Raw genomic sequence first — 24,041 nt, forward strand, 5'->3', positions numbered from 1 at the left:
CCGCTCAGCCGACCTTGCAGCCCCAGAAGGACGTGTGATCGGCGGCGAAGTAGCCGTCGGCGACCCGGAAATACCCTTGCAGTTCCACGGTATCGCCCGCCGTCAGCGGCACCATGGCCTGCAGCCAGATGGCCGTGGCAAGCGAGACATGGGTGGCGGAGATTTCGCCGAAGGAGCCACGGATTTCTTTAGTCCCGTTCAGCACGAGCCGCCCACGCATGCGGGCAGTGGCGCTGGCGTTGATCTTGTAGAGCAGCGTTGCGCCGAAGAGGTATGTCCCATCGACGGGCGCGGTGAAGAGGCTGGTCCCGGCATCGAAATCCCCCTGATCGTTATAGTCGGTGGTGTTGAGGTCGATCTTGGTCCAGGTGCCGACGCCGACATAATTGTCGTAGTCGGTGTACGCCTTGAATCGCGGCAGCTGTGGCTGGTCGACGATGCCGTTGGCGTTGTCGACGGTCATGCCGTCGAAGAAGGTGCTGCCATCGGTGGAGACCGCGAGACGAAACCGGTCCGACCCGAACAGGCCGACCAGCGCCTTTGTCACGAAGTTGGTCTGCAGCGTCAGACCGAGATCGTCGCCCGCAGCCTCCTTGTTCATCGTGTAGAACAGATCGCCGTTCCCGCCTTCGGCGACGGTTTTCGCGGTCCAAAGTGCCGCGTTCAGCTTGGCCGAAAACGGGTTGGCAGCGTCGGCAGCCGTGCCAAGCCCGAGCAGCGCCATGTTCTGCGATACGTCGGGGATCGTGCTGATCCAGGCGGAGCCGTCGTAAACCAGCAGCAACCCTTCGTTCTCAACCCATGCACGCCAGCCCGCCCGGGGCGGCAGACGCAGCCAGGTCCCATCCGTGAACAGCGCCACGTTCAGGTCCCACCCCGTCCAGTCACCGGTCCCGCCGTTCGCCACGATGTAGCGGTCGCCATCGGCCGGGCTACCGGGCGGCGCGGTCAGATCACGGTCGAGAACGGAAAGCTGGATCAGCCCATCAAGGATGCGCAGCGCCTCGTTATGGGTGACGTGCTTCTGGGCCTGCGCCGCCAGGATGTAGGGCAGCAGCAGGTTGGTAGTCGTATCAGACATGGGATGGCCTTCAGAATGTGAGCGTGACGGTTTTGGCCGCTCCCCGCCCGATCAAGGCGGAGATCTGGAAGATGCGGATGTCGAGCGTGTCGCCGGGACCGAGCGGCCCGCCCCAATCGGTGGTTTGCTGGGCGGCCGTGTAGATCGCGCTGGTCGTGGTCGCGTTCAGCACCCGCTTGACCGTTGCACCATCGAGGATCTCGACCTCATAGGCTTCGACCTCCTCGATGAGCGGCACCTCAACCGCACCCCAACTGTCAGCCGCGAGGGCTCGGGACCGACGTGCCCAGCGGATCGTCAGATCGCCCGGTATGCGCGGCTTGCGCCATGGCTGCTCGACATGGGCCACTGAGAACGGCCGCAGACCCACGCCCACCGGCGTGAAGTTGGCAGCGACATAGGTCTCACCGCTGACTGCGCGGCTTGCGGGACCGATGCGCCAGTTCCACGGAAGCCCGAGGTCAGCCTCGGCGATGGGTAGTGATGCCAGGGCCTCGTCGAGAACTACGACCCGTGCGCCTGTAGAAGCCGGATTGGCCATAGCCGCTTCCGTGCCGCGCTGTCCTCGCAAGAGCCGCGTCAGTTGATAGCGGCCCGGCGCGATCAGGTCTGCTGTGCCCGCCTGGACGATTTCCCAGAAACCTGACGCGGTCTCGATGGCGAGCGCATTTGCCCCGCCGAACAGCGTCAGGTCCGTGACACTTTCCAGCGTACCAGAGAGCAGATCGACCACCAGCGCATTGCCGAGATCGAACCGCGATGTGGGACCAGCATAGAAATCCGAGACCAGCGTTCCGATCCGGGCACGGCCACCAAATGTCGTCAGCAGTTCAAACCCGTCCGTCGATGGGCTGCGGAACACTGCCATCTCGCCCGGCCAGGGAACGGCGTGCGCTGCGATGAGCGGCCGATGCGCGGGCTGATCCTCGGTCAGTTGCGGCAGGTCCAGCAGCACCACCTCGGGCGCGCCGAACACCACGGCTTTTGACAGGGACGACGGTCGTGGCGATCCGGGTGGCAGATCGTGTGCCTCGCGGTCCTGACGGACGGCTTCGATCCCGCGTGCCTCCGCATCTGCGATGGAAACAAGCCGCAGCGGGATGTGCCGACCGTCATGTGCCAGCGTGACAACGTCCGCCGGATCCAGCGCCAGCCGCGAGGGTGGCAGGCGAAACGCTGCTGTTTCCCGCCCGGTCCAGGCTTCCATCAGCGCGCGACGGCAGCGGCGTTCAGCTTCTTCTGGCGGGACTGCCATGGGAAAGCTCTCCGAGGCGATCCGCGTTGTGTCGACAGTGATGCGGCGCGCCTCAACGAGGGCGGCATCATAATCCTCGTCGGCCCGCGCTACCTGCCATTTGAGCGCCTGCGGCAGTTCCGTCTCCTGCGCGCGGGTCAGTTCGAGAACGTCGCCCTCGCTGGCCGCGACAAGATCGTCGTGCATCACGTTTGCCACGGCGGCCCGGCCCCGCATCACGAAACGGATCATGCCCTCGGTCTCCACCGCGTCAAAGCCGAAATGCCGCGACAGCGTTGTGATGGACGCTCGCGGGGATTCCAGTGCGCCAATCGCATAACCTTCGAGCGCACCCCAGAGACCGGTGACGTCGATCCGAGCCTCGGGCATTCCCGCACGCACGCAAAGATGGCGCACCAACGCGGCCAGCGACACCGCTCCAAGCCGCCCGGTCAGCCAGTGTCCCAGCCGCCAGTTTGCCCCGTCGGTCCAGACATCGGTGAGCGCCGGGAAGAACGGATAGGGCCGCGCGTCCCAGGTCCAGGCGGCGCATTCGGGGACATGCACCATTCGGCCGCCGTAGACCGATGACACTGGGTTGTTCGCCGGGGTGCCCCACCAGAGATACGTCGCCTCGAGATAGGCGCGCTGGATCGCGTCGTCGCGCCAGCCCCGCGAGAAATGCGGCGTGAAGCTCTCGGAAGACTTCGGATCGAAGAAGACGTTAGGCTGGTTGGTGCCCCGGTCAATCGCCGGGCAGCCGAGCTCGGTGAACCAGATCGGTTTCGACTGCGGGGTCCATGCCGTCAGCGTTCCGCTCTCCACCCCACCGGGGCGGTTGTAATGCGCATTCGACCACCAGGCGCGCAGATCCTTGTAGCGGAAGACCCATGGCTTTGCCGCAGCCCCATCCGAAATCGGTGTGCGCACCTGCGCTGAGCGGTCTGCGGCGCTGGCATAGAACCAGTCGAAGCCTTCGCCGCCCGCGATGTTCCCCTGCAGATAGCTGCGGTCGTAGATCGCGGGCCAGCCCTCGGCCGCATCGGCGTGCTCGAAGCCGTCCCGCCAGTCCGAAAGCGGCATGTAATTGTCGATCCCGACGAAATCGATCTCCGGATCGGCCCAGAGCGGATCGAGGTGGAAGAACACGTCGCCCGAGCCGTCGCCCGGCTGGTGTCCGAAATACTCCGACCAGTCGGCCGCATAGCCGATCCTGGTGCCGGGCCCGAGGATCGAGCGGACATCCGCGAGCAGATCCCGATACGCCTGCACAGCCGGATAGGTGCTGGCCCCTGAGCGGATCGTCGTCAGCCCCGGCATCTCGGTGCCGATGAGGAACGCATCGACCCCGCCCGCCGCTGCGCAGAGATGGGCGTAGTGCAGCACCATGCGGCGCAGCCCCCAATCGCCGGGCGTGCCTGTCCACGAAACCGACTGAACCGAGACGCTGAAGTTGGCGGGCGTGGCCGCTCCGAACAGCGCCGCGACCTGCGTGGTGGCCGTTGCCGTCTTGTCCACGGTCCCGGCATAACCCGTAGCCGGAGAACAGGTGATCCGTCCTCGCCAGGGGAACGCGGGCTGCCCCGTTTCGGCGGCATTGTCAGAATACGGATTCGGCAGGCTGTTGCCGGGCGGCACATCCATCAGGATGAACGGATAGAACGTGACGCGCAGCCCCCGTGCTTTCATCTCCTGGATTGCCTGCAACACCGCGAAATCGGCGGGCGTGCCGCCATAGACAGGGCGATCCTGATCGTCGCGGCTGACCAGAAAGGCATTGGTGCGGCTGACACCATTCACGGACCAGGTCGACGGCGTGGTGGTCTTGGCGGTGACCTCGACGCCCGGTCGCACCTGGCAATTGCCTGCCCGCAGATCATCGCCGAACCAGGCCACCACTAGCGACACGCTCTCGACTTTCGGTGCCATGGCCTGCAGCCGGTCCAGCGCCACCACTATGTCGGCGGTATCGGTCAGCGCGTTAAGGTTCTCGGGCTCGGACGACCCGCCGCTGCCCTTTCGGATGCCCTGCGTGGCATAGGCGAACTCGCCTGAGGCCGGGATCATGGTGACGGCCCTCACGTGCCCCTCCGCCGTGTCCGGATCAGCCAGCGGGCGGAATACCTCGAAACTCAGCTGCGGAATGCGGTTTCCGTAGTTCCCCAGTGGCAGGTCCTCGAAGACCACATAGGCCGTGCCGCGATAGGCGGGCGTGTTGGCCGCGCCCATCTTCGCTGAAATGAACGGATCGGCCGCCTGGCTCTCGTCGCCCGGATACCAGCGCCATGTGATCCCGCCGGTATCCAGCAGCTTGCCGTCGGCCCAGATGCGGCCAATGCCAGTGATCGGCCCCTCGCAGAGAGCCACGGCGAAGCTCGCATAGTAGAAATACTCGGTGGTCTTGACCTTGCCGCCACCCCCGCCGCCCTTGCCGCCACCCTGCGTAGTGGTCTTGGTTTCCTCGCGGAAATCGGTCGCCCAGACGATGTTGCCACCCATCCGCATGCGGCCATAGAGGCGTGGGATCACCGCACCTTCAGTGGCCGAGGTGATGCGCAGATTGTCCAGCCGCGCGCCTTCGATCCGCTGGGTGGGTGCCAGTGACGAGATGATCCAGCTGTCCACGACCGAGCCGATGGTGGAACCGATGAAGCCACCGATGGTCGCGGCGCTGACGCCGAGGATCGCGCCGCCAATGCTGCCGCCAATGGCAGCACCTGCGGCACCGAGAACGAGGGTGGCCATGTGGGGATCTCAGCGTTGTGGGAACAGGAAGGCGAAGGCGATGCGCCGCCGCCAAGGCGGGGTGATCTGTTCCTCGATCACGCCGAGGCGCTCATAGGCGTGGAGGAATTGGTCCGGTCCAGTGAGGATCCCGACATGCTTCGCGATGGCGCGGGGCTGCATGCGAAAGAGGACCAGCGCGCCCGAAACAACATCAGAAGTGGCGATCTCCGGCATCATGCGCCGAGCCCCATCCGCAAGAACCTCGCGCGGGCCGGTCTCGCCCCAGTCGCGGCTGTAGGGCGGGATCGGGAACGGTTCAGGGCCGACGACCTCACGCCAGACGCCCCGGGCGAGCCCAAGGCAATCGCATCCGACGCCCTTGAGACTGGCTTGGTCGTGATACGGCGTGCCGAGCCAGGACCGCGCGATGGTTACGACGTATTGAGGATCTACGGCCTTCAAAGCACCGCCCCCTCATGTCCACCATCCTTGGTGGCGTAGCGGAGAACTGCGTCCTGGCCGGGGATGTCCGGGAAGCCGCGAAAGTTGACGGTGTTGGCAAACTTCGCCCCACAGGTCTCCATGCGCTTGTCGCAGCCCGCGCGGACAATGAAAACGTCGCCTCCGGCAATAGACCGCACGGACGCTTCGAGCAGTGTCAGCACCGCGATGCCGTCTGTCACGTCATGCGCGATGATCTCGGCGCGCCGCCCGGCATTGGTCCCGCTGGTCCATTCGACGGTACCGAAGGTGAACCAGCCGGAGGAGAAGCCGCCGATGCCCGAGGCGGTGAACGCCCGATCCCGCAGAAGGTCGAGCACGGTGCCCGAACCTTTGAATGCCGGGCTCTCCAGATCGACGCCGCAGCGCGTATCCCCGAGCCCGGCGTCGCAGGTCGCCTGAAAAGTTCGCCCGACCGTTTGGCCCAGCACATGCGCGAGGCTGCGGACCTCGGCAACAAAGGCCAGCCTTCCGCGCCGGATTTGGCCGATGGCACCCCGGCGCATCAGCACGCGCTGGCCGGTGTCCGCCCAGTTCACCCGCCAGACCTCGACCTCGGCATTATCCCAGCGGCCGTCGAGAATGTCGGTTTCGGTGATCCGGTCGGAGGTCAGCACACCTTCGGCGTCCTGCGCATCGACCGACAGGTCAGACCCCGATCGCACCTCGGAGGCCGTCAGCCCGCTTTCCGGCTCGAAATCGGTGCCGTCGAAGCTGAGCGTCCGGTCGTGGTCGGTGAAGCCGAAGGTCACGCTATCCGCGCGGGCAATCCGCCAGCACCAGGACAGCGTCGTCGTGCCCTCGTCCAGATGCGTTTGCAGATCGGGGTTGATGCTTTTCATCGGCGGAGTTCCAGAAGTGGAATGGATGTGATCGAACCCAGCCGCTCGAGATCAAGCGTCACGTCGAGCGCATCGGTGTCGAAGCGGACGGGTACGTCGAACTCGAAACCTGCGGCGACGGAGACGCCCACCCCTGGTGCGGTATTGAAGGTGACGAGGCCCATCGTGGTATCGGCCGACCAGCCTGACGGCTGCTCGACTCCGCTAAGCGCAATGCGCACGGTGCCCGCCACTGGCTTGACGATTGTGCGGGTCCAGGATTGCGCTCCGGAGGCGTAGCGCTTCACCAGTTGGAAGGCGGTCGTCGTGCCGTCGCCGGCACCAATCGCCTGATCGCTCGGCGATGGCGTCCCCGAGGGCAGGCAGGACTTGTAGTCGCCCCAGTCCTTGAAACGGAAGCCATACAGCCGCCCGTTTCGTGCTTCAAAGAAGGCAACGACCGCCGCAAGGTCGTCCGCGCGGCGGATACCGTAGGCGACGTCGTAACGGCGTCGGGAATTGGCCCAGCTGGCGTTGCGCTCCTCATCGCCGGAGGCCAGCTCGACGATCTGTGTGCGACGTTCCGGCCCGCCGCGAGCGCCCCGGCTGATATTGTCGGGAAACCGGACTTCATGAAACGCCATCACATGCCCCTCCGACCCAACGACACGGCGCGGGCGATGTCAGCCGCGACCTGCGTGCGCGACTGCCGGAAGCTTTCAGCGTCGCGGGCCATGATGGTGACATTGATTCCACCGCCGCCGTAGCTCTGTGCTTCACGGCGCGACAGCACCCGTTCGCCCCGCTGCAGGATCGCTGGGACTTCATCGTGGCGCAGACCGGCAACGCCGCCGGAATGCATCCGGGGCGCTGCCGCGAACGCCATGGCTGGAACCATTCGGCCTGGCGAAGAGGCGCCGACCATGCCGCCCGCATGCAGGATGTTCGCGAAGATACCACCCGCGCCGCCAAGCGCGCCGGAAAGCGCATTGGCGATCGGTCCCAGGATGAACCGCCGCGCCGCCAGCTTCGCAAGGTCGGCCAGCAGCGAGGTGACCAGATCGCGAAAATCCAGCTTGCCGGTCTTCACGAAGTCTCCAACCGCGTTCTCTGCCGACTGAAACGCGCCAACCAGCGCCTGGCCGATATCGCCGCCGATATCCCGGGCCTTGCTGGCATAGTCGCTGAGCGCTGCGGTGACCGCCTGCCAGCCGGTGACGGCGGCCTCGCTATTGGGTTCGGCGGCAGTGGCAGCAGCCCCGGCCGCAGCACCGGCACCCGTAGCCGCACGTCCAGCATCGCCAAGGGCTGTCTCCAAACGCTCAGCCGCGCCAGTCGCCTCGGTCAGCGCGTCTGCGCCAACCTCATTGCTGCCCTGCACGGCGTCACGCAGGGCCTGCCAGCTGGCGAGCGGCGCACGCGCGCCCTCGGCCAGGTCGCGTGCAGCCCCGCGATAGGTGTTGGCTGTTGCAAGTGCGGTGTTGGCCGCCTCGGTGAGCCCGAGGTCGGGGGCTGTGAGCGGGTTGTTCTCGAAAGCCCGGTCAAAAGCAGTCTGCGCAGCCGTGGTCGCAGCCGTCGCGGCACCCTCGAATCGGTTCTCGATCTGAGCCAGCTCAAGATCGGGGATGATCGAGATGCGCCGCTCCGACCCGAGCGCTTCCAGCCCCTGGTTGATACCGCCAATGAAGCCGTTGATGCGCGAGACGACGCCGTTCAGCATTGCCTCGACACCATCGATCAGGCTGTTGGCCGCCTGAAACGCCAGGTCGCCAATGGCGGCTGGCAGCATGCCCCAGATTGCCTTGATCGCCTCATAGGCCCCCTCAAAAGTGTTCGCCGCCGTGTTGCCAAAGGCCACGACGCTCTCGATAGCGCTCTGCATGCCGGAGGCGGCATCGGCCTTCAGATCGAAGAACATCGCCGTGGCCGCAGCGCCCGCCGCCGCAGCCCCCATCTTGATGCGATCCCAGACCTCGACGGCGAGGTCCTTCAGGAGCGACATTGCCTCGCCAAATCCACCCGCGCCCGACACGAGGCGGGTGAACTGGTAGACGAGATCACCTGCACCGACGATCAATGCCCCGATGCCGGTGCGGATCAGCGCGCCGCGCAACAGGACCAGCGCAGTGGCGAGACCGCGCACCGACAAGGCCGCCACGGCCATCCCAGCGACCCAACGCCCCGCAAGAAAACCCACAAACGTGGCGGCATAAGTGGTCAATCGGCCGATGTTGTCGAATAGGCCCCGGATCGCGATGCCGAGTGGCCCGGTGCGGCTGGCCACGGCCGCCATCGCGTTCGCGACCGCTTCCAGCGCGGGTGCTGCTGCGACAGCCAGTTGGTTCGACAGGCCACGCCAGATCAGCCCGAGCCGGGAGATCGCATCATTGGTGCGTTCGATCTGGTCGGCGTCTTGCTCGGAGACAACGACACCGAAGGCGAGGACGTCCTCGGTCGCTTGGCGCAGCGTCGCGGTGTCGATGCGCGACATAGCGATGGAGCCTTCCTCGCCAAAGAGCTGACCGGCGACAGCGGCACGCTCGGCGACCGGCACGAACTCCTCAATGGCGGCGTTGATCGCCCCCACCCGCTGATCCAGCGGCAGGGCGATCAGCTCGGTGGCCGAGAGCCCGAGCCGATCCAGCGCGTCGGCAGCAGGTCCCGTCCCGGCGGCCGCCTGGCTGAGCCGTCGAGTCAGATCCTTGGTCGCCTGCTCAATCCCGGAGATGGAGACACCCGCCAACTCACCCGCCCGCTCCAACGTCTGGATCGAGGCGACCGTGGTCCCGAGAGACTGAGCCAGTTTGGCCTGCGCGTCGACGGTCTGCAGCCCGGATCGGACCATCGCCACGCCAGCAGCAGCAGCAGCGGCCACGGCGGCAGCGGCGGCCACTGTGACACGGCGGGAAAACGCCGCGAGCCGTGTATTGGCCGCTTCCATCTCCCGGCTAAGGCGGCCGAAGCCGCGCGCCCCGGCTTCGCCCACGCCTTCCAGCTCGGCACGCACCTGTCGGCCGCCGACTGCGGCAAGTCGGACAGAAACGCGCTTTTCAGCCATGGGAATGATCCATCTGTTCGTTGAGTTTGGCGACCATCACCGCTTCGATGACGGGCAGCAGTTCAGCCATGGCCAGAGGCGGGATGCCGAGGGCTTCACCGAGTGCCAGTGCCGCCGACATGTCCCATCCGATCACCGCGCCCGGCAGCACGCGGAGCTGGCCGCCGAGACGACCGACCAGGTCCCAGACCTGCCAGCCTTCAAAGGTGGTGGGTCGGTTCAGCCGCGCGGGGCAGTCTTGGCAGGCTTGCGTGCATGCGTCGCAGTATCGCTCGCCCCCGCCGAAGGACCATTCGGCAAGGGCGCGGAGACGTTTTTTTCCTGGTCCAGCAGCAGGCCTTTGGAGACGAAGGTCAGCTGGAAGGCTTCGAAGATCGGCCAGACATCGAGCAACGCGTCGATGGCGTCCGGGCTGGGGACAATCACGTTGCCATCGGCATCACCGATGCCCTCCCAGGACAGGACTGCCCGCCGCGCCAGCGCCTTGGCGAAGGCAACGGCGCGTTCCTCGTCGGAAGCGTCTACCGGGACCGCCTCGACAGCCGCATCGCTGCGCGTTGCAACCATCAGCGCCGTGGTCAGCGGGCGCAGCTGCAGCCGGACGCCCGGCGCGAGATCATACCAGCGGGGTGCATTCGTCAGATCGAGCGTCAGCATCAGTAAATCTCCACATCATTCACAAGGGTTGCGGTGCACATCCGGCCGACCGTGCTGTCGCGTGCGGCCTGCCAGTCGAAGGTCGCCTGCACGCCCTGCGGACCGGAAATTTCGATCCGGGGGCGCGGTAGGTAGACGGCGTGCACGGTGAAGGTGAAGCTTTCGCCAGACGGCAGCACATAGGCGAACTCCAACTCGCAGGGATCGCCGTTGATCGCCTGCGTTACCAGCGTCTGGTCGGCGAAACGGACCTCGATAGAGCCGGTCAGCGCAGCGATTGACGGGTCGGCCCCATCAATGCGGCCGTCTGAGCGGATGGTCTCGATCCGGTCGAGGTTGTTGGCATATGTGATGTCGGCTGAAACCACGTTGCCGAGGGCGGTGCCGTTTCGCGTGATCGCCCCATTGAAATGGCCGAAGCGCTGCAATTCGAGAGCGGCTGGCGTGCCTGCGCTGGTGGTCGTAGCGGTGGTCTCGCCCTGCGCCACAAGCCGGGCCGTTGCCGTCAGCAGGCCAGATCGCTGCATTTGCCAGTTGATCTGGTCGAGCACGCATCCGGAATACATCGCAAAACGCGGGACCTCAGGCATGCCGGTCTCGATGGACATGCTGGGCAGCGTCCAGCTTCCTGACTGGAACTCGTGCGTCCAGGGACCGGTGCCGGTCGTGGTCGGGTCGCCAAAGGCCGCCTTCAGCCAGAACCCGAAGGCCTCGGCGTCGAGCGGGACCACGACGTCGCCGTCCGCCGTCACCGCATCCTTGATCGGGGCGAGCGGGTCTCGGCCGTAGCCCAGCAGTTCCGAGTTCAGCAGCGGCTGCTCCGCGCCGAGCGACGTGCTGGCGAAGGGCATTTTCGTGAAGCCACCCACCGGTGGCGTTCCATAATTCGTCTCGAACGCAAGCGCCATCTGCGCCCGCGCCCCTTGGGCTCGTGCCATCGTGTTCTCCTCAGGTTGTGGGGATCAGGCCAGCGGATCGGCCGTTGAATAGTGCAGCACCACCGGAATGACGGCCGCCTTCAGGCTGGCCGCCCCCTCTACGGGCAAATCAACTGGCCGTGGCGCTTCGGCTTCGATCCAGTCACAGAGCCCGCTCAGCGTGCGGTCAGCGGCAATTGCTGCCCCAATAATAGCGGTCAGCGTATCGAAGGAGGCGTCACGGTCGGTGCCTCGAACGACAGCTTCGATCTCAGCGCGGTGCTGGTAATGATAGCGCAGCGGCGAGAGCGTGACTTCGGGCTCCCCCGGCTCGCCATCGCGCAGGATAAGCAGGCCAACGGCAGGCACGCGTTCGGGCAGCACCTCACCACGCAGGGCCGTGGCGGGCAGCGCCGAAAGCCGCGCGTGCAGCGCGGTGAGGATGGTTTCGCGAGGGGTGGGCATTGTCGGTGGCCTCGAATCCTCGCCCGCGTTATCAAGACGCAGGCGTTATTACTGATCGTGCAGGGGGACTTGTGCTGGATCAGTCATCTTCATGGTTTCTCATGGTAGGTGATCACACACAGGAGAACCTACATGCAGTTTCAATTTAACACCGATGCCAATATCCAAGGCGATGACCGCCTGGCCGAAGTTGCTGAAACGGTTGTCACATCGGCGCTAGGGCATCTGACTGATCGTCTATCGCGCATCGAGGTGCACTTGGTCGATGTGAACGGCGCCAAGGGCGGGGCTGACGACATTCACTGCACCATCGAAGCACGTCCCGAGGGAATGCAGCCGCAGACCGTCACCCACAGTGATGCGAATGTAGACGCAGCCCTGCGCGGCGCATCGAAAAAAATCCGCGCGTTGCTGGACAGCGAATTCGGCAAGCTCGGACGCCGATAGGGCTCACCGATGACGTGGGCAATCGTAAAGCGCTGAGAACTCTCAGCATCGTTGTCACCAATCATCGCCGACCCTCGACCCAGTTCGCCACGATCAGCCCCGGTACGGCATCGAGCGCCCGCTCTGCATCCCGGTCGAGGTTCAGCCGCTTCGGCAGCTTGACCTGCGGCACAAGCAGGAAGATCGGCGCGGTGACCTTGCCGCGCCCAGTTTTCGAGCGCGACACCACGGCCTGACCTTTCGTGTTCAGCCGACCCTCCGCGACCAGAAGGCTCGGACCCGTCCGGCGGTAGACAAACCGCAGGCGCAACCCGCGTCGCCGTTCCCATTCACCGGGGGTGATCCGGCCGCCGCGTGTCGATTTGCCTGCGGCGGCCAGCGGGATCGCCAGCCAGAACCCGTCCTTCGAGCGGATCAGCGGGCCGGTGTCGTGCGCGCCCACGATCACCGGGGCCTTGGACCAGACCAGCGCCGCCGCATCCAGGCTTTCGCCCGACCTCGGGAAGTTCTGGTTGCGGATCGAGTTCGCAAGCCGCCGTCCAAGCCCCGCGCCAGTGATCTGCGTGCGCCAGGCAGACTTGAGCCCGGTCCCGGCCTCGCGCATGGCGGCTGTCACCGCGCGCTCGCCCGCCGCGACCTCTGCCGCCATCATGGCGACGATGCCGGGATCGATGTCTAGCTTGAGCTTCACGCGGGCCTCAGGTCCACGGTCCAAACCAGCCGTTCGCGATCCCGCACCGGCTCCCCCTGAATGAGGAAGGCCTCGCCATCGATCTCGATGCGATCACCGGGACGCGGGGCCGGAACCTCAGCCACGCGCAGGTCGATCCGTGTCGTTTCCGACCAAAGCCGGGCATCGCCGAAGTCGGAAATGGCATCGGCCTGCCGGGAGACGACGCGCACCAGCATCGGTGCGCCCCCATCGGAGGTGTAGATCGCCTCTCGCCCGATATTCGGATCGGCAAACAGCGCATCCACGACGGCGGCGAAAGCGGACATCAGAATGTGCCGTTCAGGCGCACCCGGCCGATCACGTCACCCGCGCCGCCAGCGACGGCCTCGATGGCCACGCCGATCAGCGTATTCGCCGTCGCGGTTTTGGTGGCTTCCTTGTTGGTGTTGTCCCAATAGACCTTGTCGCCTGCCGACCAAGCCTGACTCGCGACTTTCTTCAGGTCGAAGATGCCGACGAGCGCGGTCTCGACCGTCTCGGCATTGGCGGCATCCCCGGCGGCCACGCCGAAGATGGAGCCGACAAGCACGCCGTCACCGGAGGTCACGGCATAGGGCGCGGTCAGGGTGATGGTGTTGCCGGGCTGGACGTAGTTTTTCATTGCGGGATCCTTTGCAAACAGGAACGGGCGGCCCGATTGGACCGCCCGTCAGAGGTGAGATTTCAGAGGTGGCCCGGTCACGCGCCCGGGTTCTTGTAGAGGCCGCGCCAGTCAATGGCCTTGGCCCCGAAGTCGAGGCGGCACTTGATCTCGACGCCATCGACGTCGAAGCCGTTGCGGGTCTCGATGTACGCGCCCTGCTGGCCCTCGAGATACGCGTATTCGATGGTGTCGATCTGGTTCGGGCTGGCCGCCAGATACCAGGCGGTTTCGCTGACCGCATCGAGCCGGGGCTCGCTGATCGGAGCGAGCGTCCGGATCGATTGTGGCACCACGTTGGAGGTTGCGGCGGGCACAAGGTTCTGGGCCACCATCTGCTCGGCCTTCAGCTCCAGCGACGCAGGCACAATCAGGAAGGCGGGCCGGACGTTGAGCACCGTCTTCTTGTCGAGGCCCGTCTGCTTGGCCATGGCGGCGCGGGCCGAACCGACCGCCTCGACGGCCAGCGCCGCGCCGGTGCCCGCGAGGTTCTTGTGGGTGGTGTGGAACAGCGCGTTGCCATCCGCCATCGCCGGGTTGGCGGTGATGACCCCCCAGACCACGTCCGACTCCAACTGCGCGATGGAGTTGCCGTACATTGCCGGGATCCGGGTGAAGGCGTCGAGATCGTCGTTGATCAGCGTCTGGCGGGTGATCGCGACCACCCGGCCATAGGTCTTGACCTTGTAGCTCTCCTTGCTCTCGCCCAGCGTGCCGCGTTTGAACTCGCCGCTTTCGCCCACCTCCAGCAGTTGCGGGGCTTCGCCGAGCTGCACCCGGTGCATCGCCTTGAAGTCGGTGGCGAGCACCTGGCGGCAGAACAGCATGAAAGTGCGGGGATAGGCCTCGTAAGCCTGCCGCAGGGTCTTGTTGGTGACGGCCGACAGGATCTCGGGAAAGTCGGATGTCGAATGCAGGGCCCGGGTCGCCACCTCGTCGCGCGACAGGCCGCGGGTGTTCACGCCCACATTTCCGAGGCTTTCGCGGGCCAGTTCCAGCAGCGTCATGCCGCGATACTGGCGGGCGGCGTCTTCCAACTGGAAGAGAGTCGGGCTGTAGCGGTGCAACAGTGCATTCGCGACGGCGTCGCGGCGAGTGATCGCCTCATTGCGGCCGCCCAGAGGGATCGACACCTGGCTGAAGGTGCGGGTTTCCTCGGATTTTGCAGCTACCTGATCGAGGATCAGACGCCGGGCCTCACCAACGTCGGTGCCGCGTTTAACCAGATCCTCGGCAAAGCTGCGCTCGAGGTTCAGACGGCCCGCCAGATCGTAGATCGTGGACACGCGATCCCGCTCGCCCTCGCGTGCGCGGGTCGCGACAGCTTCGGTATCAGGTGCAACGGGCATGTTCGGATTCTCGGGCTTCGGCTGCGCGCGGGTTTCGCTGGAGACAACCTTCGGCTCGGCCACAGGCGTCTTCGGTTCAGTCATGGTGGTGTCCTCGGTCGCGACAGTGTCGCTGGGTTGGTCTGTGGCCTCTGCGGCCGGGGCGTTGGGTTTGTCCGTCATCGGGATGGCTCCTGTGTTTGTGGGTGGGACGTCCCGGCGGTGAAGGACGCAAGTTGCAAGGTCGGATTGGGCGCGGAAGCCTGCGGCGGGGTCGGCGCCAACGGGCACGGCGGACACCTCGAAGGGAGTCCAGTCCACCGCGCGCCAAAGCTCGCGGGCAGCATCGGGTTTGGAGACCTCGAAGCGGTGAACCTGGTAGCCGATGGAGACCGCACGGATGTGTCCCGCCTGAATGTCGCGCCAGATCGGTTCGACATCGGCGCGCTCAGAAATCCGAACCTGCGCAACGCCCCGGCCGTTTTCGATGCGCGCCGAACCAGGCACGACCGAGCCAATCACAGCGTCGAGCGTGTCGATCTCATGCACCTTCAGGAACGGCGCGCCCGCATTAAGCCGATCCAGCCGCACATGGGTCGGATCGAGGCTGAGCTCTTCGTCATAAGGCTCGCCGAACAGGGTCGACCGGCGAACGCGCGCCCCCGCTGACCAGATCACCTCGACGGTGCGGGCGTCGGTATCGGCTGAGTTCGGCGCAAGCTCCGCCGACCGGCGCAGGGCCGGTAGTTCGATCATCGTGTCCATTTGTGTCAGTCCTGTTGGTCGGGGTCAGGCTGCGCCACACCCGTTTCGGAGACGTCGGCCGGATCGCTCGCCGGGTCATTGGCTGGGTCGTCGTCGACGAGATCGTTCGCCTGATCGCTTGTTTGGGCGCTGCCGGTCTTGGTGACTCGTCGCGGATCGCTGTCGAGCACCAGCCCGAGCGCATCGAGTTTGGCGTTTGTAGCTGCGATTTCGGCCAGCACGGCGTCCGGATTGCGGCCCTGTTTCGCGATCACCTCGGCCAGCGTCATGGTGCCTGAGCGGATCGACAGCAGGTTCGCCATCGCGTCCTTCTGCGGATCGACGGCCTCGAACTTCGGTGGAGACCATTCGACCGGTACATCCGGCGTCGGGATCTGGCCCGCCGCCCATGCGGCCTCGGTGAACCAGCGCCAGACTGGTGCACAGAACATCGGGATGAATAGCTGCCACTGCACGGCGTCGATCTGGCGGCGGAACTCGACGAGCCCGGCGCGGATCGAGGAATAGTTCACCTGGGACAAATCGCCCGTCAGCAATTCATAGGGCACCCGGAACCCTGCCGAGATCGTGTGCAGGCTCGCCCGCTTGTATTCGCCATAGCCGCCGGTGGCCGACGGCTGGTTGAAACGGATGTCTTTGCCTCCGCGCGCATAGGCGATGAGGCCCGGTTCGAACTGCTCAACCCGGTTGCCGTCGGCATCGACCACCGAAGGCGCGATGCCCTGCTGGGCCTCGTCGTCACCGAAGACGATTGCGGTGACGCAGGCCTCGGTCTTCTTGCGGACCAATTCGGCTACTTCGTAATCGTCGAGATCACGCAAACTGCGGATCACTGGCGCGCCCCAGGGAACGCCCCGGGCCTGCGTGCGCTGCTTTTCATAGATGTGGGCAATCTCGGTTGCCGGGACAGGGCGGCTCTGCAATCCATTCTGCATCGCACCATAGGCATCGCCGGGGTGTTCGGCGTGCAGCCAATAGGCCCGGCGTTTCCCGACCGGATCGAACTCGATCCCCTGCACCAGCCGACCCGCGCCGTTGGCACCGGATTTCGTGGCGTCTAGGAAGTCGGCTTCCAGCACCTGCAATTGCAACGGGACGGGCAAGCCATCCGCTGCGCGGCGCAGCCTGCGGCGTACCAGCACCTCGCCAGCCTCGACCATTTCCCGGCAGATCAGGGTCTGGAGCCCGTAGAAGTCGAGCTGGCCGTCGGCGTCGGCGGCGTCCGACCACCGGGCGAAGAGTGCATCGACCTTGCGGTCCAGCTTGTCATTGCCGCTCGCCGCCCGAGGCATGATGCCTGCACCGACAATGTTGTTTACCAGCACCGCCACGGCCTTCGCGGCATGTGGATTGTTACGAACCAGATCGCGCATCCGGTCCCGCAAAAGCGCCCCGGCGATGCCCACCTCGGTGTCAGCCGAGGTACCCGGCGCGCGCCATCCATCAGTGCGCCGGCCCTTGGCCGCCCCGTCATAGCCCCGCGACAGGGTGTCGAAAGCCTGCCGGGCCAGCACGCGCCGGGTCGCGGCGCGCGGCGCCACCGTGGCGATGGCGCGGTCCACCCATGAGAGCGCCATTACCTGTCCCCGCGCGCGGATCCTGCGAAACTCGTAATGGGGCGACCAGCGATGTCGGTTGGATCACCGTTCAGCCTCTTTGCGATCATCCTTGTGTAGCCGGAATGCATCATGCATGATGGCTACAGGCGCGATTCAAAAGAGAACCCTCGATGGCGACTATTGCATGCCCGTCCTGCGGCAAAGACGTTTCCGACAAGGCATTTGACTGCCCACACTGCGCACATCCAATTCGAAAGCCAAAGCGTGGCTTCTTTGGAAAGCTATTCAAGTGGAGTTTCATCTTATTCAATATTCTGATGATCTGGTGGCTTTTTGCCGGGACCAACGCCGCGATGGAAGGGCAAGATCAGTTAATCGGTGCAGAGTTGGCCGGAGCGCAGATCGGAACGGGCATTGGAATTATGATGATTCTAGCAATCTGGGCGATTGGGGATATCATTCTCGGCTTGCTTGTACTTTTTACTCGACCAAGCAAATAAGGAAATCGCCGTGCTGAAGAAACTTGCAATCGTAGTTTTGAGCGTCGCGCCCGCGAGTGCTGAGGCGCAATCAATGGACAGCATGAAGATGGCGACCGAACTTGGAACGATCTTAGCGTCCGAGGAATTTTGTGGCTTGGCCTACAGTCAAGACGCAATCGGTCAATGGATCGATCAAAACACGGACCCTTCTGATATGGGCTTCTCCGGAACTTTGCAGATGATGACAGAAGGCACGCGCTACAATCTTGGCAGTATGTCGGAGAGTAGTAAGACGGCTCACTGTAGATCGATTGAACGGACAGCGCACCATTTCGGATTCATAGAATAGCCGAGTTTTGGTCCGCTTAAATCCTTCGACGCCCTTCACCGGCGCCACCTGCGCGTAGCCCTGCGCCCGCGACCATGTGTAAACGGCGGGCGCCTCATACCCGGTATCGATGGCCAGCCGCGCGATAGTCAGGTGTGCGCCGCGCGCGTGCGGCCAGGATCGGCCGAGAAGCGCCGTCAGCTCGCCCCACGCGTCGTGCCGGTCCGGCCCGCCCTCAATGACGACATGATCGACGAGCCAGCTTTCCAGACCACGGCCCCAGGCCCAGACATCGACCTCGATGCGGTCCTTCTGCACGTCGGCGCCCGCGGTCAGGAACAGGCCGCCCGCCGGCACTGTGCCCGGCTTCCAGTGCTCGCGGCGGTCATGCAGCCGCTGCCACTCCGGCGCCTCGCCGCTCTCGACCCATGTCTCGCCGAGGATCGTGTTGCGGAACGCCTTGATCGCCTCGTCCGAGCCTCGGGCCGCCTCCCAGGCGCGCGCGATCCGGTCCCAGCCGAGCCAGCCCACCGGCGAGTAGAGCGCCGAGAGGTGATAGCCGACGGTGCCGGGGTCCTCCGGCTCGGCGGTCGCGCGCCATTCGCCCGCTTCCAGCATCGCCGTCTTGTGGTGCTCCGCGATGGCCCCGTCGCAGCCCTCGCAGAGATACTCCGCCGTCTCCGGCCGCCCCTTCTCCCAGCGCAGCCGGTCGAACTTCAGCCACTGCATTGCGTCGCAATGCGGGCATGGCACGAAGAAGCGGCGCTGGTCGGACGCCTCGAGCTCCCGCTCGATTCGGGAGAGCCCCCGGATCGTCGGCGTCGAGACGAGGAACACCTTGCGCCGGTGGGCAAAGGTCAGCGAGCGCGCCTCGGCCAGCGTCACCGGATCGCCTTCCTCGTCGGCCGAGGCCGGATAGGCATCGACCTCATCGAGGAAGATGTAGCGCGCGGGTGTCGAGCGCAGGCCCACGGCCGAGTTCGCGCCCGTCATGATCAGGATGCCGCCCGCGAACTCCTTCGACAGCATGGTGTTGCCCGCGTCGCGGGAGCGCGCAGGCTTCACCCGCTCCCGCAGTTCCGGACTTTCGTCGATCAGCGGGTCGATCCGCTGCCGCGAGTTGCGCTTGGCCAGTTCGACCGTCGGCTGGACCGCCAGCATCGGCCCCGGCGCCTGATGGATGGCGAAGCCGATCCAGTTGTTGCCGGCCTCGGTTGCGCCGACCTGCGCCGCCTTCATGAACACGATCCGCTGTGTGGGATCGCCGGGCGACAGCCGGTCCATGATTTCGCCCATATAGGGCGTCCGCGCCGTGCGATACCGGCCCGGCTCGGCCGATGCGCGACCGGACAGCATCCGGTGCCGGTCCGCCCATTCCGATACGGTCAAGTCCGGATCCGGCGTGAGGCCTGCGCCCCAGGCACGCAGGATCTCTGTCGCGCCGTCGAAATCAAAGGCATCATCACCGGAGATCGGGCTGGATCTCGGCGAGGTCGTCGAGCTGGGATCGGACATGTTTCTCCAGAGCCTTCTGCATCGCGGCCGGTTCCACGCCCACATCGGCCGCCATCAGTGCGGCCACCCGGGCGGGCCAGTTGACCCAGACATCGCGCTCCTGCCGCGCCAGCCGGAACACCAGCGCCAGCGCGCGGGCGCGGTCGATCAGCTCGCCTTTCAGCTTTTGCAGCCGGAGGCGGCGTTCCTGCGCCTTCAGCACTTCGTTCGCTGTCTTTGCCTGCAGGAACGTGGTGCCGCTGCCGACAGGCGGGGCTGCCATTCCCTGTTCGCGCAGCGTTTCGCCTACGGCGGATACCGCCGCCTCCGGGACGGGTTTGAGCTTTGGCTGCGGCGTTTTGCGGGTCTTCGACGGATCCGTGGCTTGAGCGCGCAGGGCGTCGCTGGCCACCGCGTCGATGCTGCCATCGGCGTGCAGTACCAGCCGCCCCGTCGCCTTGGCCTTCTGGATTGCCCCGCGCGAGAGGCCGACGCGGGCGGCATACTGGCGCTCGCTCAGACCCTCCATTGTGCGCTCCGATTATCATTCAAACTCATGTGCTTATGTAGTTGATAAGCCTCCGAAGCAGAGCGAACGTTGTCTCAAGAAAACGATGCAACTCACCACGGAGCCGCCACGATGACCCGCCTGAACCCGATCACCACACCCCGCCACCAACTGCGCGCCGAGAAGGCTGCGCGGAACAAGGAGGCGGCCTTGAACGCCTTCATCGGCAAGAAAGCCCAAATCGACGAGATGCTCGCCCGCTTGGCAAGCCTCAGCGACGACCACTTCAACGCCCACCCCGACGAGATCAACTGGGGCCATGTCGGCACCCTTGAGCATTACGCCAACCTCCTGAAGCGCATCACCGACAGCGCCTTCAGCGAGGGCGAGCACGCGGAATGAAAGGAGCAAACACCATGGAAGCCAGCACCATCCGCATCGCGACTCAAAGCCTGAACGAGCCTTGGGACACCAGCCGAGTCCCCGTCGTCCTTGACGAGATCGCAGCATCGCTCCGCGAGGAAGCCGACATTCCCGCGCGCCTCACCGCCGACAGCATGACCATCGCCATCGACGTCGCCACCGACCAACTGCCCGCCGCCGCAGCGCTCTTGCACGAACTTGGGCTGATCTGACCTCGGGGATACGCCCGAACTCCGGCCGCGCCGATGCGCGGCTTGGGGTCGTAGAAGACCGCGATGGTCGCGGTCCGAATACGGAGACGACCCCATGACCAAACTTTCCGAAACCCAGACGATCATCCTGTCCCGCGCGGCCCAGAACGAGGACCGCATTGCCCTGCCGCTGCCCGAGAGCCTGCGCGGCGGAGCCGCCGCCAAGGTGGTCGGCGCGATGCTCGCCAAAGGCTTCCTCGAAGAGGTCGACGCCGACATGCGCAGGGGCGAGCCCGTCTGGCGCGAGACCGGCGACGGCCACGGCGTCACGCTGGTCGCCACAGACGCAGGGCTCGCCGCCATCGGCATCGAGTCCGCAGACGCGAACACTGCGCCTGCGGGCGCGGCGGACGCGCCGACCGAGGAGCCCGCGCCCAAGGCGCGCACCCCGCGCGAAGGCACCAAGCAGGCAACGCTGATCGCCATGTTGCGCGCGCCAGACGGCGCGACCATCGAAGAGATCATGGCCGCTACAAACTGGCAGTCGCATACGGTACGAGGCGCGATGTCCGGCGCGCTGAAAAAGAAGCTGAGCCTCGACGTCACCTCCGAAAAGGTCGAGGATCGAGGGCGCGTCTACAAACTGCCCGCCGCCTGAAGCATCCATGCCCGGCAAAATGATGACCGCCGTCCCCCGCCGGGGCGACGGTTTTCCTCTCAGGGGACCGCCTTCCGAAACACGCTGTACTGAAAGCTCTGCCGGTTACCCTTCGGCGTGATGTGCATGTGTCGTCTGGCATCGATGGTCTCGAACTGGCCCGGCAGCAGGCGCGCGAGTTCCCGCGCCAGATCCTCCGGCTCGTAGCGCGCAATCGGCAACCCCGAGCACTTTTCGGGCCCGTCATCGGCGAAGGTTGCGATGATCGCGACCCCACCTGAACAGAGGGCATCGGACATCGCGCGCGCGTAACCGGCGCGATCCTCGGCCCGGATCAGAAAGTGAAACACCGCGCGGTCGTGCCAGACCGCGTAGTCCCGTTCAGGCACCCACGTCGCGATGTCAGCTTCGATCCAGGTCACGTCGCTACCTTGCGGGCCGAGACGTCGCCTGCTGACAGCCAATGCAGCCCCGGAAAGATCAAGCACGGTGAGAGGGCCGAGACCCGCCTCGAGCAGCGCGTCCACGAGCCGCGACGCGCCTGCGCCGATGTCGATGAACGCTTCGCCGGGATGAAGATGGGTTCGGACGAGATCGAGCGAAACTGACGGCGTCGCTTCGAACCATGTCAGTTCATCTTCCGAGCGCGCGCCGTAGACCTCGTCCCAGTGTTCCTGTCCACCTGCCATCTTGGTCGCAACCTCCCGTGAGTCCGAGTTTAATGCATCAAGGTCATTGAGGACACCGAGATTGTAGTCTTGGAAACCTCAAGATCTCCGTGCCCGGATCGTCTCGAACAGCCGCCGCAAGGCGAACGAACGGGTGATTGACACGATGGTGAAGATGGCGCCCATCTTCAGGTTCTGCGCCAGTGTCGTGTGGAGCCCGAAGATCGGGAAGATCAGGATCTGCGTCACGACCGCAACGCCGTAGCCGACGATCACGTTGGCGATGGACTCGACCAAGGACATGGCGCGCGACTGCTTCATGCGGCGGCGTCATCCATCGGCCAGCAGTTCAGCCGCGAGAGTTCGCAGCGCATGCGCCGCAACCAAGGGGACCACGCCGTTGCCACAGAGGCGAAGCCGGTCCACCCGGTGGGCCAGCCCATCAGCGCCTCGACAAACAGCGGGTTCAAGGTCCGGCGCACATCGGAGGTATCGCTCCCAACCATCGGCGTCACCAGGACCTGGCGGCCAAGCAGGCCATTCACCGGCGTGTTCGCCAATGTCGTCGCCCCATCCTTGTGATCCCGCGCCGTCGGCGTCATCCACATTCGGCTGGCATGGGTCAGATCGGCCGTCTTGCGGTTGCCGGAACTCGGCTTGCAGCCGTCGTTGGCCATCGGTGTTGGCCAGTCCCGCGCCATACCGTCCAGACCCTTCTCGTCTTTCCGCGCGCCGCCCCGGCTCCGGAAACTGTCGGTCTGCGGCGTGGGCCACATCGCGGCCGTCGTCGCCAGGTTCATTCCATGCTTGCCCGCTTCCTGCGACGGCGTCGGTTTTGTCTGCCGGTTCTCGTTGGCACTTGCCCTCAACGTCGGCCATAGCCGCAACATCTCGGTCCGGTTCCCCCCACTCGACCGTGTCCCAGAGCAGGCGCGCGGGGTCGGCCAGTTCGCAGCCTTCGCCAACCAAATTTCCTTGACAATCGCCCTCCTTCCGTAGTTGCTCTAGGAAGTATAATTCAGTCAGTGGAGTGGAAAATGAAGGCGGGCGGTATTTTAGGAATAATTGGCGGGGTAATCGCGCTCCTGGTCGGTGCAATTGGTTTCTCGGTGGCAGGCTTGGGATCAAGTATGATGTCTGGGGTTGCTTCAATTGGGATTGATCCGAATTCAGCGCGTGTTAATGCAGAAGTGCAGTCAACGCTCGCCTTCTACAGGACCATGTCACTTATAATGCCGATAGTAGGCTTAGTTGGTGCTGGCATCGCATTCAAAAATGGAAAGCTTGGCGGGGGCCTTATGGGAGTTGCTGCCGCAGGAATTCTTTGGGCTTTCGGCTTTGGAATATTCTCCCTTGTCTGTGCGGTTCTCTTGGGGATCGGGGCATTCCTAGCATTCTCGGATGCCCAGAGCGGAGCGCGCCAACAGACATAGCGCTGCGACATCCTAGCATGGCGATTGTGAGCCAGTGCCCGAGCAGAGGGAGAGGCCGAACAGGCATGCGTCTTCGGTTCCGGAAGCGCGTCCGGAGGGATGTAAAGCCAGGTCATGCATGTCACGCGGCGGATTTGGGTTTGCGGGCGGGTTCTGGGTCGGCTTCGCTGTCGGGCGTATCCGTGTCCATGGGCACGACATCCCCGTCGCCCAGCCGCTCAATCCTTACTTGCGTAAAAGTTCGACCGTCGCCGTCAAGGATCGCGTCGCGACCGGTTTCGGCCTGCCAACGTTCAGCGGCGACGTCGATGTATGCTGGGCTGATTTCCATCGCGAACACCCGCCGCCCGTTGGCTTCGCCCGCCATGATCTGCGAGCCGGAACCACAGAACGGCTCATAGCAAAGGCCGCCCCGTGCCACATGCTGGCGCATCGGGATCCCGAACGCATCGAGCGGTTTCGGCGTCGGGTGGTCGGGCCGCTCATCTTTGGTGAAGCTCGGCAGAGCCCATGTGGACGGCAGGGTTTCCTCGGCCACCTTCGGCGGGCGGTTTGGGCGGCGCCAGCCCATGAAGCAGGGCTCGTGCTTCCAGAGGTAATGCGATCGGGTCAGGACGCCGCGGTCTTTCACCCAGATGATTTGCTGGTGGACGAAGGCCCCGGCTTTTTCCCAGCAAGCCTCCAGCATCGCCTGACGGCGCGAGGCGTGCCAGCAGTACCAGGCAGCGTCCTCGGTGATGGCCTCGGCCACGGCCGCTGCGATGAAGCCGTCGTAGAGCTCGGCCCCCTGCGAACTGTCGTCCCACGTTGTGCCGTAAGACGCCGACCAGTCCTTGTTCCGCGTCGGATGGTTCGAGCCGTCGTAATCCACCAGATACGGAGGGTCGGTCGCGAACAGGATGGCGCGCTCGCCGTTCATCAGG

General features: G+C 65.1%; 27 protein-coding genes. 6 read left to right on the forward strand and 21 right to left on the reverse strand.

Going from position 1 to position 24,041, the window contains the following annotated elements; all coding sequences use genetic code 11:
• Window positions 1-4 precede the first annotated feature (4 nt).
• The 10 genes from ROA7023_RS18060 to ROA7023_RS18100 all read right to left on the reverse strand — a co-directional run bounded on the left by ROA7023_RS18060 (window position 5) and on the right by ROA7023_RS18100 (window position 11,461).
• Window positions 5-1,081, reverse strand: coding sequence for a DUF2793 domain-containing protein (locus ROA7023_RS18060; protein WP_085880435.1), 1,077 nt, complete (start codon window positions 1,079-1,081; stop codon window positions 5-7).
• Between the two features lie 10 nt (window positions 1,082-1,091).
• Window positions 1,092-5,060, reverse strand: coding sequence for a baseplate multidomain protein megatron (locus ROA7023_RS18065; protein WP_085880436.1), 3,969 nt, complete (start codon window positions 5,058-5,060; stop codon window positions 1,092-1,094).
• A gap of 9 nt (window positions 5,061-5,069) precedes the next feature.
• Entirely contained in the window at window positions 5,070-5,504 is a 435-nt protein-coding gene (locus ROA7023_RS18070; protein WP_085880437.1) for an NlpC/P60 family protein, read from the reverse strand.
• Window positions 5,501-6,385 (reverse strand): phage/gene transfer agent baseplate hub protein, encoded by an 885-nt coding sequence (locus ROA7023_RS18075; RefSeq protein WP_085880438.1) that lies wholly within the window; start codon window positions 6,383-6,385, stop codon window positions 5,501-5,503. Before ROA7023_RS18075 ends, ROA7023_RS18070 begins: the two co-directional genes overlap by 4 nt.
• The gene (locus ROA7023_RS18080) at window positions 6,382-7,008 is read right to left on the reverse strand and encodes a DUF2460 domain-containing protein (RefSeq protein WP_085880439.1); all 627 of its coding nucleotides are present in this window, start codon (window positions 7,006-7,008) and stop codon (window positions 6,382-6,384) included. Before ROA7023_RS18080 ends, ROA7023_RS18075 begins: the two co-directional genes overlap by 4 nt.
• Window positions 7,008-9,422 carry a phage tail tape measure C-terminal domain-containing protein gene (locus ROA7023_RS18085; protein ID WP_085880440.1) on the reverse strand — a complete coding sequence of 805 codons (2,415 nt, stop codon included), beginning with the start codon at window positions 9,420-9,422 and terminating at the stop codon, window positions 7,008-7,010. The genes ROA7023_RS18080 and ROA7023_RS18085 overlap by 1 nt, the downstream gene beginning before the upstream one ends.
• Window positions 9,415-9,543 (reverse strand): DUF7697 family protein, encoded by a 129-nt coding sequence (locus ROA7023_RS25500; protein WP_268808013.1) that lies wholly within the window; start codon window positions 9,541-9,543, stop codon window positions 9,415-9,417. The genes ROA7023_RS18085 and ROA7023_RS25500 overlap by 8 nt, the downstream gene beginning before the upstream one ends.
• A 98-nt stretch (window positions 9,544-9,641) precedes the next feature.
• On the reverse strand, window positions 9,642-10,079 hold the full coding sequence (locus tag ROA7023_RS18090; protein ID WP_085880441.1) for a hypothetical protein: 438 nt from the start codon (window positions 10,077-10,079) through the stop codon (window positions 9,642-9,644).
• Window positions 10,079-11,017 (reverse strand): phage tail tube protein, encoded by a 939-nt coding sequence (locus ROA7023_RS18095; protein ID WP_085880442.1) that lies wholly within the window; start codon window positions 11,015-11,017, stop codon window positions 10,079-10,081. The genes ROA7023_RS18090 and ROA7023_RS18095 overlap by 1 nt, the downstream gene beginning before the upstream one ends.
• A 24-nt stretch (window positions 11,018-11,041) precedes the next feature.
• Window positions 11,042-11,461 (reverse strand): acyl-CoA transferase, encoded by a 420-nt coding sequence (locus tag ROA7023_RS18100; RefSeq protein ID WP_085880443.1) that lies wholly within the window; start codon window positions 11,459-11,461, stop codon window positions 11,042-11,044.
• 132 nt (window positions 11,462-11,593) lie between these two features.
• On the opposite strand from ROA7023_RS18100, the gene ROA7023_RS18105 reads away from it, so the two are divergent.
• Window positions 11,594-11,908 (forward strand): hypothetical protein, encoded by a 315-nt coding sequence (locus ROA7023_RS18105; RefSeq protein WP_085880444.1) that lies wholly within the window; start codon window positions 11,594-11,596, stop codon window positions 11,906-11,908.
• A 61-nt stretch (window positions 11,909-11,969) separates the two neighbouring features.
• Here ROA7023_RS18105 and ROA7023_RS18110 read toward each other — a convergent pair whose 3' ends face one another.
• The 5 genes from ROA7023_RS18110 to ROA7023_RS18130 all read right to left on the reverse strand — a co-directional run bounded on the left by ROA7023_RS18110 (window position 11,970) and on the right by ROA7023_RS18130 (window position 16,951).
• Complete coding sequence (locus ROA7023_RS18110; RefSeq protein WP_085880445.1) at window positions 11,970-12,599, reverse strand: DUF6441 family protein; 630 nt, start codon at window positions 12,597-12,599, stop codon at window positions 11,970-11,972.
• Window positions 12,596-12,907: a head-tail joining protein gene (locus ROA7023_RS18115; RefSeq protein WP_085880446.1), complete on the reverse strand. Its 312-nt coding sequence runs from the start codon at window positions 12,905-12,907 to the stop codon at window positions 12,596-12,598. Before ROA7023_RS18115 ends, ROA7023_RS18110 begins: the two co-directional genes overlap by 4 nt.
• Complete coding sequence (locus ROA7023_RS18120) at window positions 12,907-13,242, reverse strand: DUF2190 family protein (RefSeq protein WP_085880447.1); 336 nt, start codon at window positions 13,240-13,242, stop codon at window positions 12,907-12,909. Before ROA7023_RS18120 ends, ROA7023_RS18115 begins: the two co-directional genes overlap by 1 nt.
• 77 nt (window positions 13,243-13,319) lie before the next feature.
• On the reverse strand, window positions 13,320-15,374 hold the full coding sequence (locus ROA7023_RS18125) for a prohead protease/major capsid protein fusion protein (protein ID WP_085880448.1): 2,055 nt from the start codon (window positions 15,372-15,374) through the stop codon (window positions 13,320-13,322).
• Between the two features lie 5 nt (window positions 15,375-15,379).
• Window positions 15,380-16,951 carry a phage portal protein gene (locus tag ROA7023_RS18130; RefSeq protein WP_085880449.1) on the reverse strand — a complete coding sequence of 524 codons (1,572 nt, stop codon included), beginning with the start codon at window positions 16,949-16,951 and terminating at the stop codon, window positions 15,380-15,382.
• Window positions 16,952-17,103: 152 nt separating this feature from the next.
• Between ROA7023_RS18130 and ROA7023_RS18135 the strand changes: the two genes are divergently transcribed.
• The gene (locus ROA7023_RS18135) at window positions 17,104-17,433 is read left to right on the forward strand and encodes a TFIIB-type zinc ribbon-containing protein (protein WP_085880450.1); all 330 of its coding nucleotides are present in this window, start codon (window positions 17,104-17,106) and stop codon (window positions 17,431-17,433) included.
• Window positions 17,434-17,545: 112 nt separating this feature from the next.
• Here ROA7023_RS18135 and ROA7023_RS18140 read toward each other — a convergent pair whose 3' ends face one another.
• Together ROA7023_RS18140 and ROA7023_RS18145 are read right to left on the reverse strand one after the other, a co-directional pair.
• Window positions 17,546-19,258 carry a phage terminase large subunit family protein gene (locus ROA7023_RS18140; RefSeq protein ID WP_234992302.1) on the reverse strand — a complete coding sequence of 571 codons (1,713 nt, stop codon included), beginning with the start codon at window positions 19,256-19,258 and terminating at the stop codon, window positions 17,546-17,548.
• The gene (locus ROA7023_RS18145; protein WP_085880451.1) at window positions 19,206-19,766 is read right to left on the reverse strand and encodes a hypothetical protein; all 561 of its coding nucleotides are present in this window, start codon (window positions 19,764-19,766) and stop codon (window positions 19,206-19,208) included. The genes ROA7023_RS18140 and ROA7023_RS18145 overlap by 53 nt, the downstream gene beginning before the upstream one ends.
• Window positions 19,767-19,877: 111 nt before the next feature.
• Here ROA7023_RS18145 and ROA7023_RS18150 point away from each other — a divergent pair, with 111 nt between their 5' ends.
• From ROA7023_RS18150 to ROA7023_RS18160, 3 genes are all read left to right on the forward strand, one after another.
• On the forward strand, window positions 19,878-20,147 hold the full coding sequence (locus tag ROA7023_RS18150) for a hypothetical protein (protein ID WP_085880452.1): 270 nt from the start codon (window positions 19,878-19,880) through the stop codon (window positions 20,145-20,147).
• A gap of 14 nt (window positions 20,148-20,161) precedes the next feature.
• Complete coding sequence (locus tag ROA7023_RS18155; protein WP_085880453.1) at window positions 20,162-20,380, forward strand: hypothetical protein; 219 nt, start codon at window positions 20,162-20,164, stop codon at window positions 20,378-20,380.
• A gap of 94 nt (window positions 20,381-20,474) precedes the next feature.
• Entirely contained in the window at window positions 20,475-21,017 is a 543-nt protein-coding gene (locus tag ROA7023_RS18160; protein WP_085880454.1) for a DUF3489 domain-containing protein, read from the forward strand.
• A 59-nt stretch (window positions 21,018-21,076) separates the two neighbouring features.
• On the opposite strand, the gene ROA7023_RS18165 is transcribed toward ROA7023_RS18160, so the two are convergent.
• The 3 genes from ROA7023_RS18165 to ROA7023_RS18175 form a co-directional block, all read right to left on the reverse strand.
• Window positions 21,077-21,706, reverse strand: coding sequence for a class I SAM-dependent methyltransferase (locus ROA7023_RS18165; RefSeq protein WP_085880455.1), 630 nt, complete (start codon window positions 21,704-21,706; stop codon window positions 21,077-21,079).
• A gap of 78 nt (window positions 21,707-21,784) precedes the next feature.
• The gene (locus tag ROA7023_RS18170; RefSeq protein WP_085880456.1) at window positions 21,785-22,006 is read right to left on the reverse strand and encodes a DUF7220 family protein; all 222 of its coding nucleotides are present in this window, start codon (window positions 22,004-22,006) and stop codon (window positions 21,785-21,787) included.
• A complete protein-coding gene (locus tag ROA7023_RS18175) occupies window positions 22,003-22,650 on the reverse strand; it encodes a hypothetical protein (protein ID WP_200812548.1) in 648 nt (215 codons plus the stop codon). The genes ROA7023_RS18170 and ROA7023_RS18175 overlap by 4 nt, the downstream gene beginning before the upstream one ends.
• Window positions 22,651-22,722: 72 nt before the next feature.
• Here ROA7023_RS18175 and ROA7023_RS23985 point away from each other — a divergent pair, with 72 nt between their 5' ends.
• Window positions 22,723-23,118: a DUF4064 domain-containing protein gene (locus ROA7023_RS23985; RefSeq protein WP_121096495.1), complete on the forward strand. Its 396-nt coding sequence runs from the start codon at window positions 22,723-22,725 to the stop codon at window positions 23,116-23,118.
• Between the two features lie 121 nt (window positions 23,119-23,239).
• Here ROA7023_RS23985 and ROA7023_RS18180 read toward each other — a convergent pair.
• On the reverse strand, window positions 23,240-24,041 hold an 802-nt coding region (locus ROA7023_RS18180; protein WP_143535628.1), incomplete at its 5' end, for a DNA-methyltransferase.

The sequence above is a fragment of the Roseisalinus antarcticus genome (genome assembly GCF_900172355.1).
GTDB lineage: Bacteria > Pseudomonadota > Alphaproteobacteria > Rhodobacterales > Rhodobacteraceae > Oceanicola > Oceanicola antarcticus_A.

What these genes read in the sequence shown, in the direction of transcription:
- ROA7023_RS23985 (WP_121096495.1), top strand. Translation starts at nt 22,723, where the DNA reads ATGAAGGCGGGCGGTATTTTAGGAATAATTGGCGGGGTAATCGCGCTC.
- ROA7023_RS18125 (WP_085880448.1), bottom strand. Translation starts at nt 15,374, where the DNA reads ATGGACACGATGATCGAACTACCGGCCCTGCGCCGGTCGGCGGAGCTT.
- ROA7023_RS18080 (WP_085880439.1), bottom strand. Translation starts at nt 7,008, where the DNA reads ATGGCGTTTCATGAAGTCCGGTTTCCCGACAATATCAGCCGGGGCGCT.
- ROA7023_RS18120 (WP_085880447.1), bottom strand. Translation starts at nt 13,242, where the DNA reads ATGAAAAACTACGTCCAGCCCGGCAACACCATCACCCTGACCGCGCCC.
- ROA7023_RS18140 (WP_234992302.1), bottom strand. Translation starts at nt 19,258, where the DNA reads ATGTCCGATCCCAGCTCGACGACCTCGCCGAGATCCAGCCCGATCTCC.
- ROA7023_RS18060 (WP_085880435.1), bottom strand. Translation starts at nt 1,081, where the DNA reads ATGTCTGATACGACTACCAACCTGCTGCTGCCCTACATCCTGGCGGCG.
- ROA7023_RS18165 (WP_085880455.1), bottom strand. Translation starts at nt 21,706, where the DNA reads ATGGCAGGTGGACAGGAACACTGGGACGAGGTCTACGGCGCGCGCTCG.
- ROA7023_RS18135 (WP_085880450.1), top strand. Translation starts at nt 17,104, where the DNA reads ATGGCGACTATTGCATGCCCGTCCTGCGGCAAAGACGTTTCCGACAAG.
- ROA7023_RS18115 (WP_085880446.1), bottom strand. Translation starts at nt 12,907, where the DNA reads ATGTCCGCTTTCGCCGCCGTCGTGGATGCGCTGTTTGCCGATCCGAAT.
- ROA7023_RS18105 (WP_085880444.1), top strand. Translation starts at nt 11,594, where the DNA reads ATGCAGTTTCAATTTAACACCGATGCCAATATCCAAGGCGATGACCGC.
- ROA7023_RS18100 (WP_085880443.1), bottom strand. Translation starts at nt 11,461, where the DNA reads ATGCCCACCCCTCGCGAAACCATCCTCACCGCGCTGCACGCGCGGCTT.
- ROA7023_RS18150 (WP_085880452.1), top strand. Translation starts at nt 19,878, where the DNA reads ATGACCCGCCTGAACCCGATCACCACACCCCGCCACCAACTGCGCGCC.
- ROA7023_RS18170 (WP_085880456.1), bottom strand. Translation starts at nt 22,006, where the DNA reads ATGAAGCAGTCGCGCGCCATGTCCTTGGTCGAGTCCATCGCCAACGTG.
- ROA7023_RS25500 (WP_268808013.1), bottom strand. Translation starts at nt 9,543, where the DNA reads ATGTCGGCGGCACTGGCACTCGGTGAAGCCCTCGGCATCCCGCCTCTG.
- ROA7023_RS18095 (WP_085880442.1), bottom strand. Translation starts at nt 11,017, where the DNA reads ATGGCACGAGCCCAAGGGGCGCGGGCGCAGATGGCGCTTGCGTTCGAG.
- ROA7023_RS18160 (WP_085880454.1), top strand. Translation starts at nt 20,475, where the DNA reads ATGACCAAACTTTCCGAAACCCAGACGATCATCCTGTCCCGCGCGGCC.
- ROA7023_RS18130 (WP_085880449.1), bottom strand. Translation starts at nt 16,951, where the DNA reads ATGGCGCTCTCATGGGTGGACCGCGCCATCGCCACGGTGGCGCCGCGC.
- ROA7023_RS18075 (WP_085880438.1), bottom strand. Translation starts at nt 6,385, where the DNA reads ATGAAAAGCATCAACCCCGATCTGCAAACGCATCTGGACGAGGGCACG.
- ROA7023_RS18065 (WP_085880436.1), bottom strand. Translation starts at nt 5,060, where the DNA reads ATGGCCACCCTCGTTCTCGGTGCCGCAGGTGCTGCCATTGGCGGCAGC.
- ROA7023_RS18145 (WP_085880451.1), bottom strand. Translation starts at nt 19,766, where the DNA reads ATGGAGGGTCTGAGCGAGCGCCAGTATGCCGCCCGCGTCGGCCTCTCG.
- ROA7023_RS18090 (WP_085880441.1), bottom strand. Translation starts at nt 10,079, where the DNA reads ATGCTGACGCTCGATCTGACGAATGCACCCCGCTGGTATGATCTCGCG.
- ROA7023_RS18085 (WP_085880440.1), bottom strand. Translation starts at nt 9,422, where the DNA reads ATGGCTGAAAAGCGCGTTTCTGTCCGACTTGCCGCAGTCGGCGGCCGA.
- ROA7023_RS18155 (WP_085880453.1), top strand. Translation starts at nt 20,162, where the DNA reads ATGGAAGCCAGCACCATCCGCATCGCGACTCAAAGCCTGAACGAGCCT.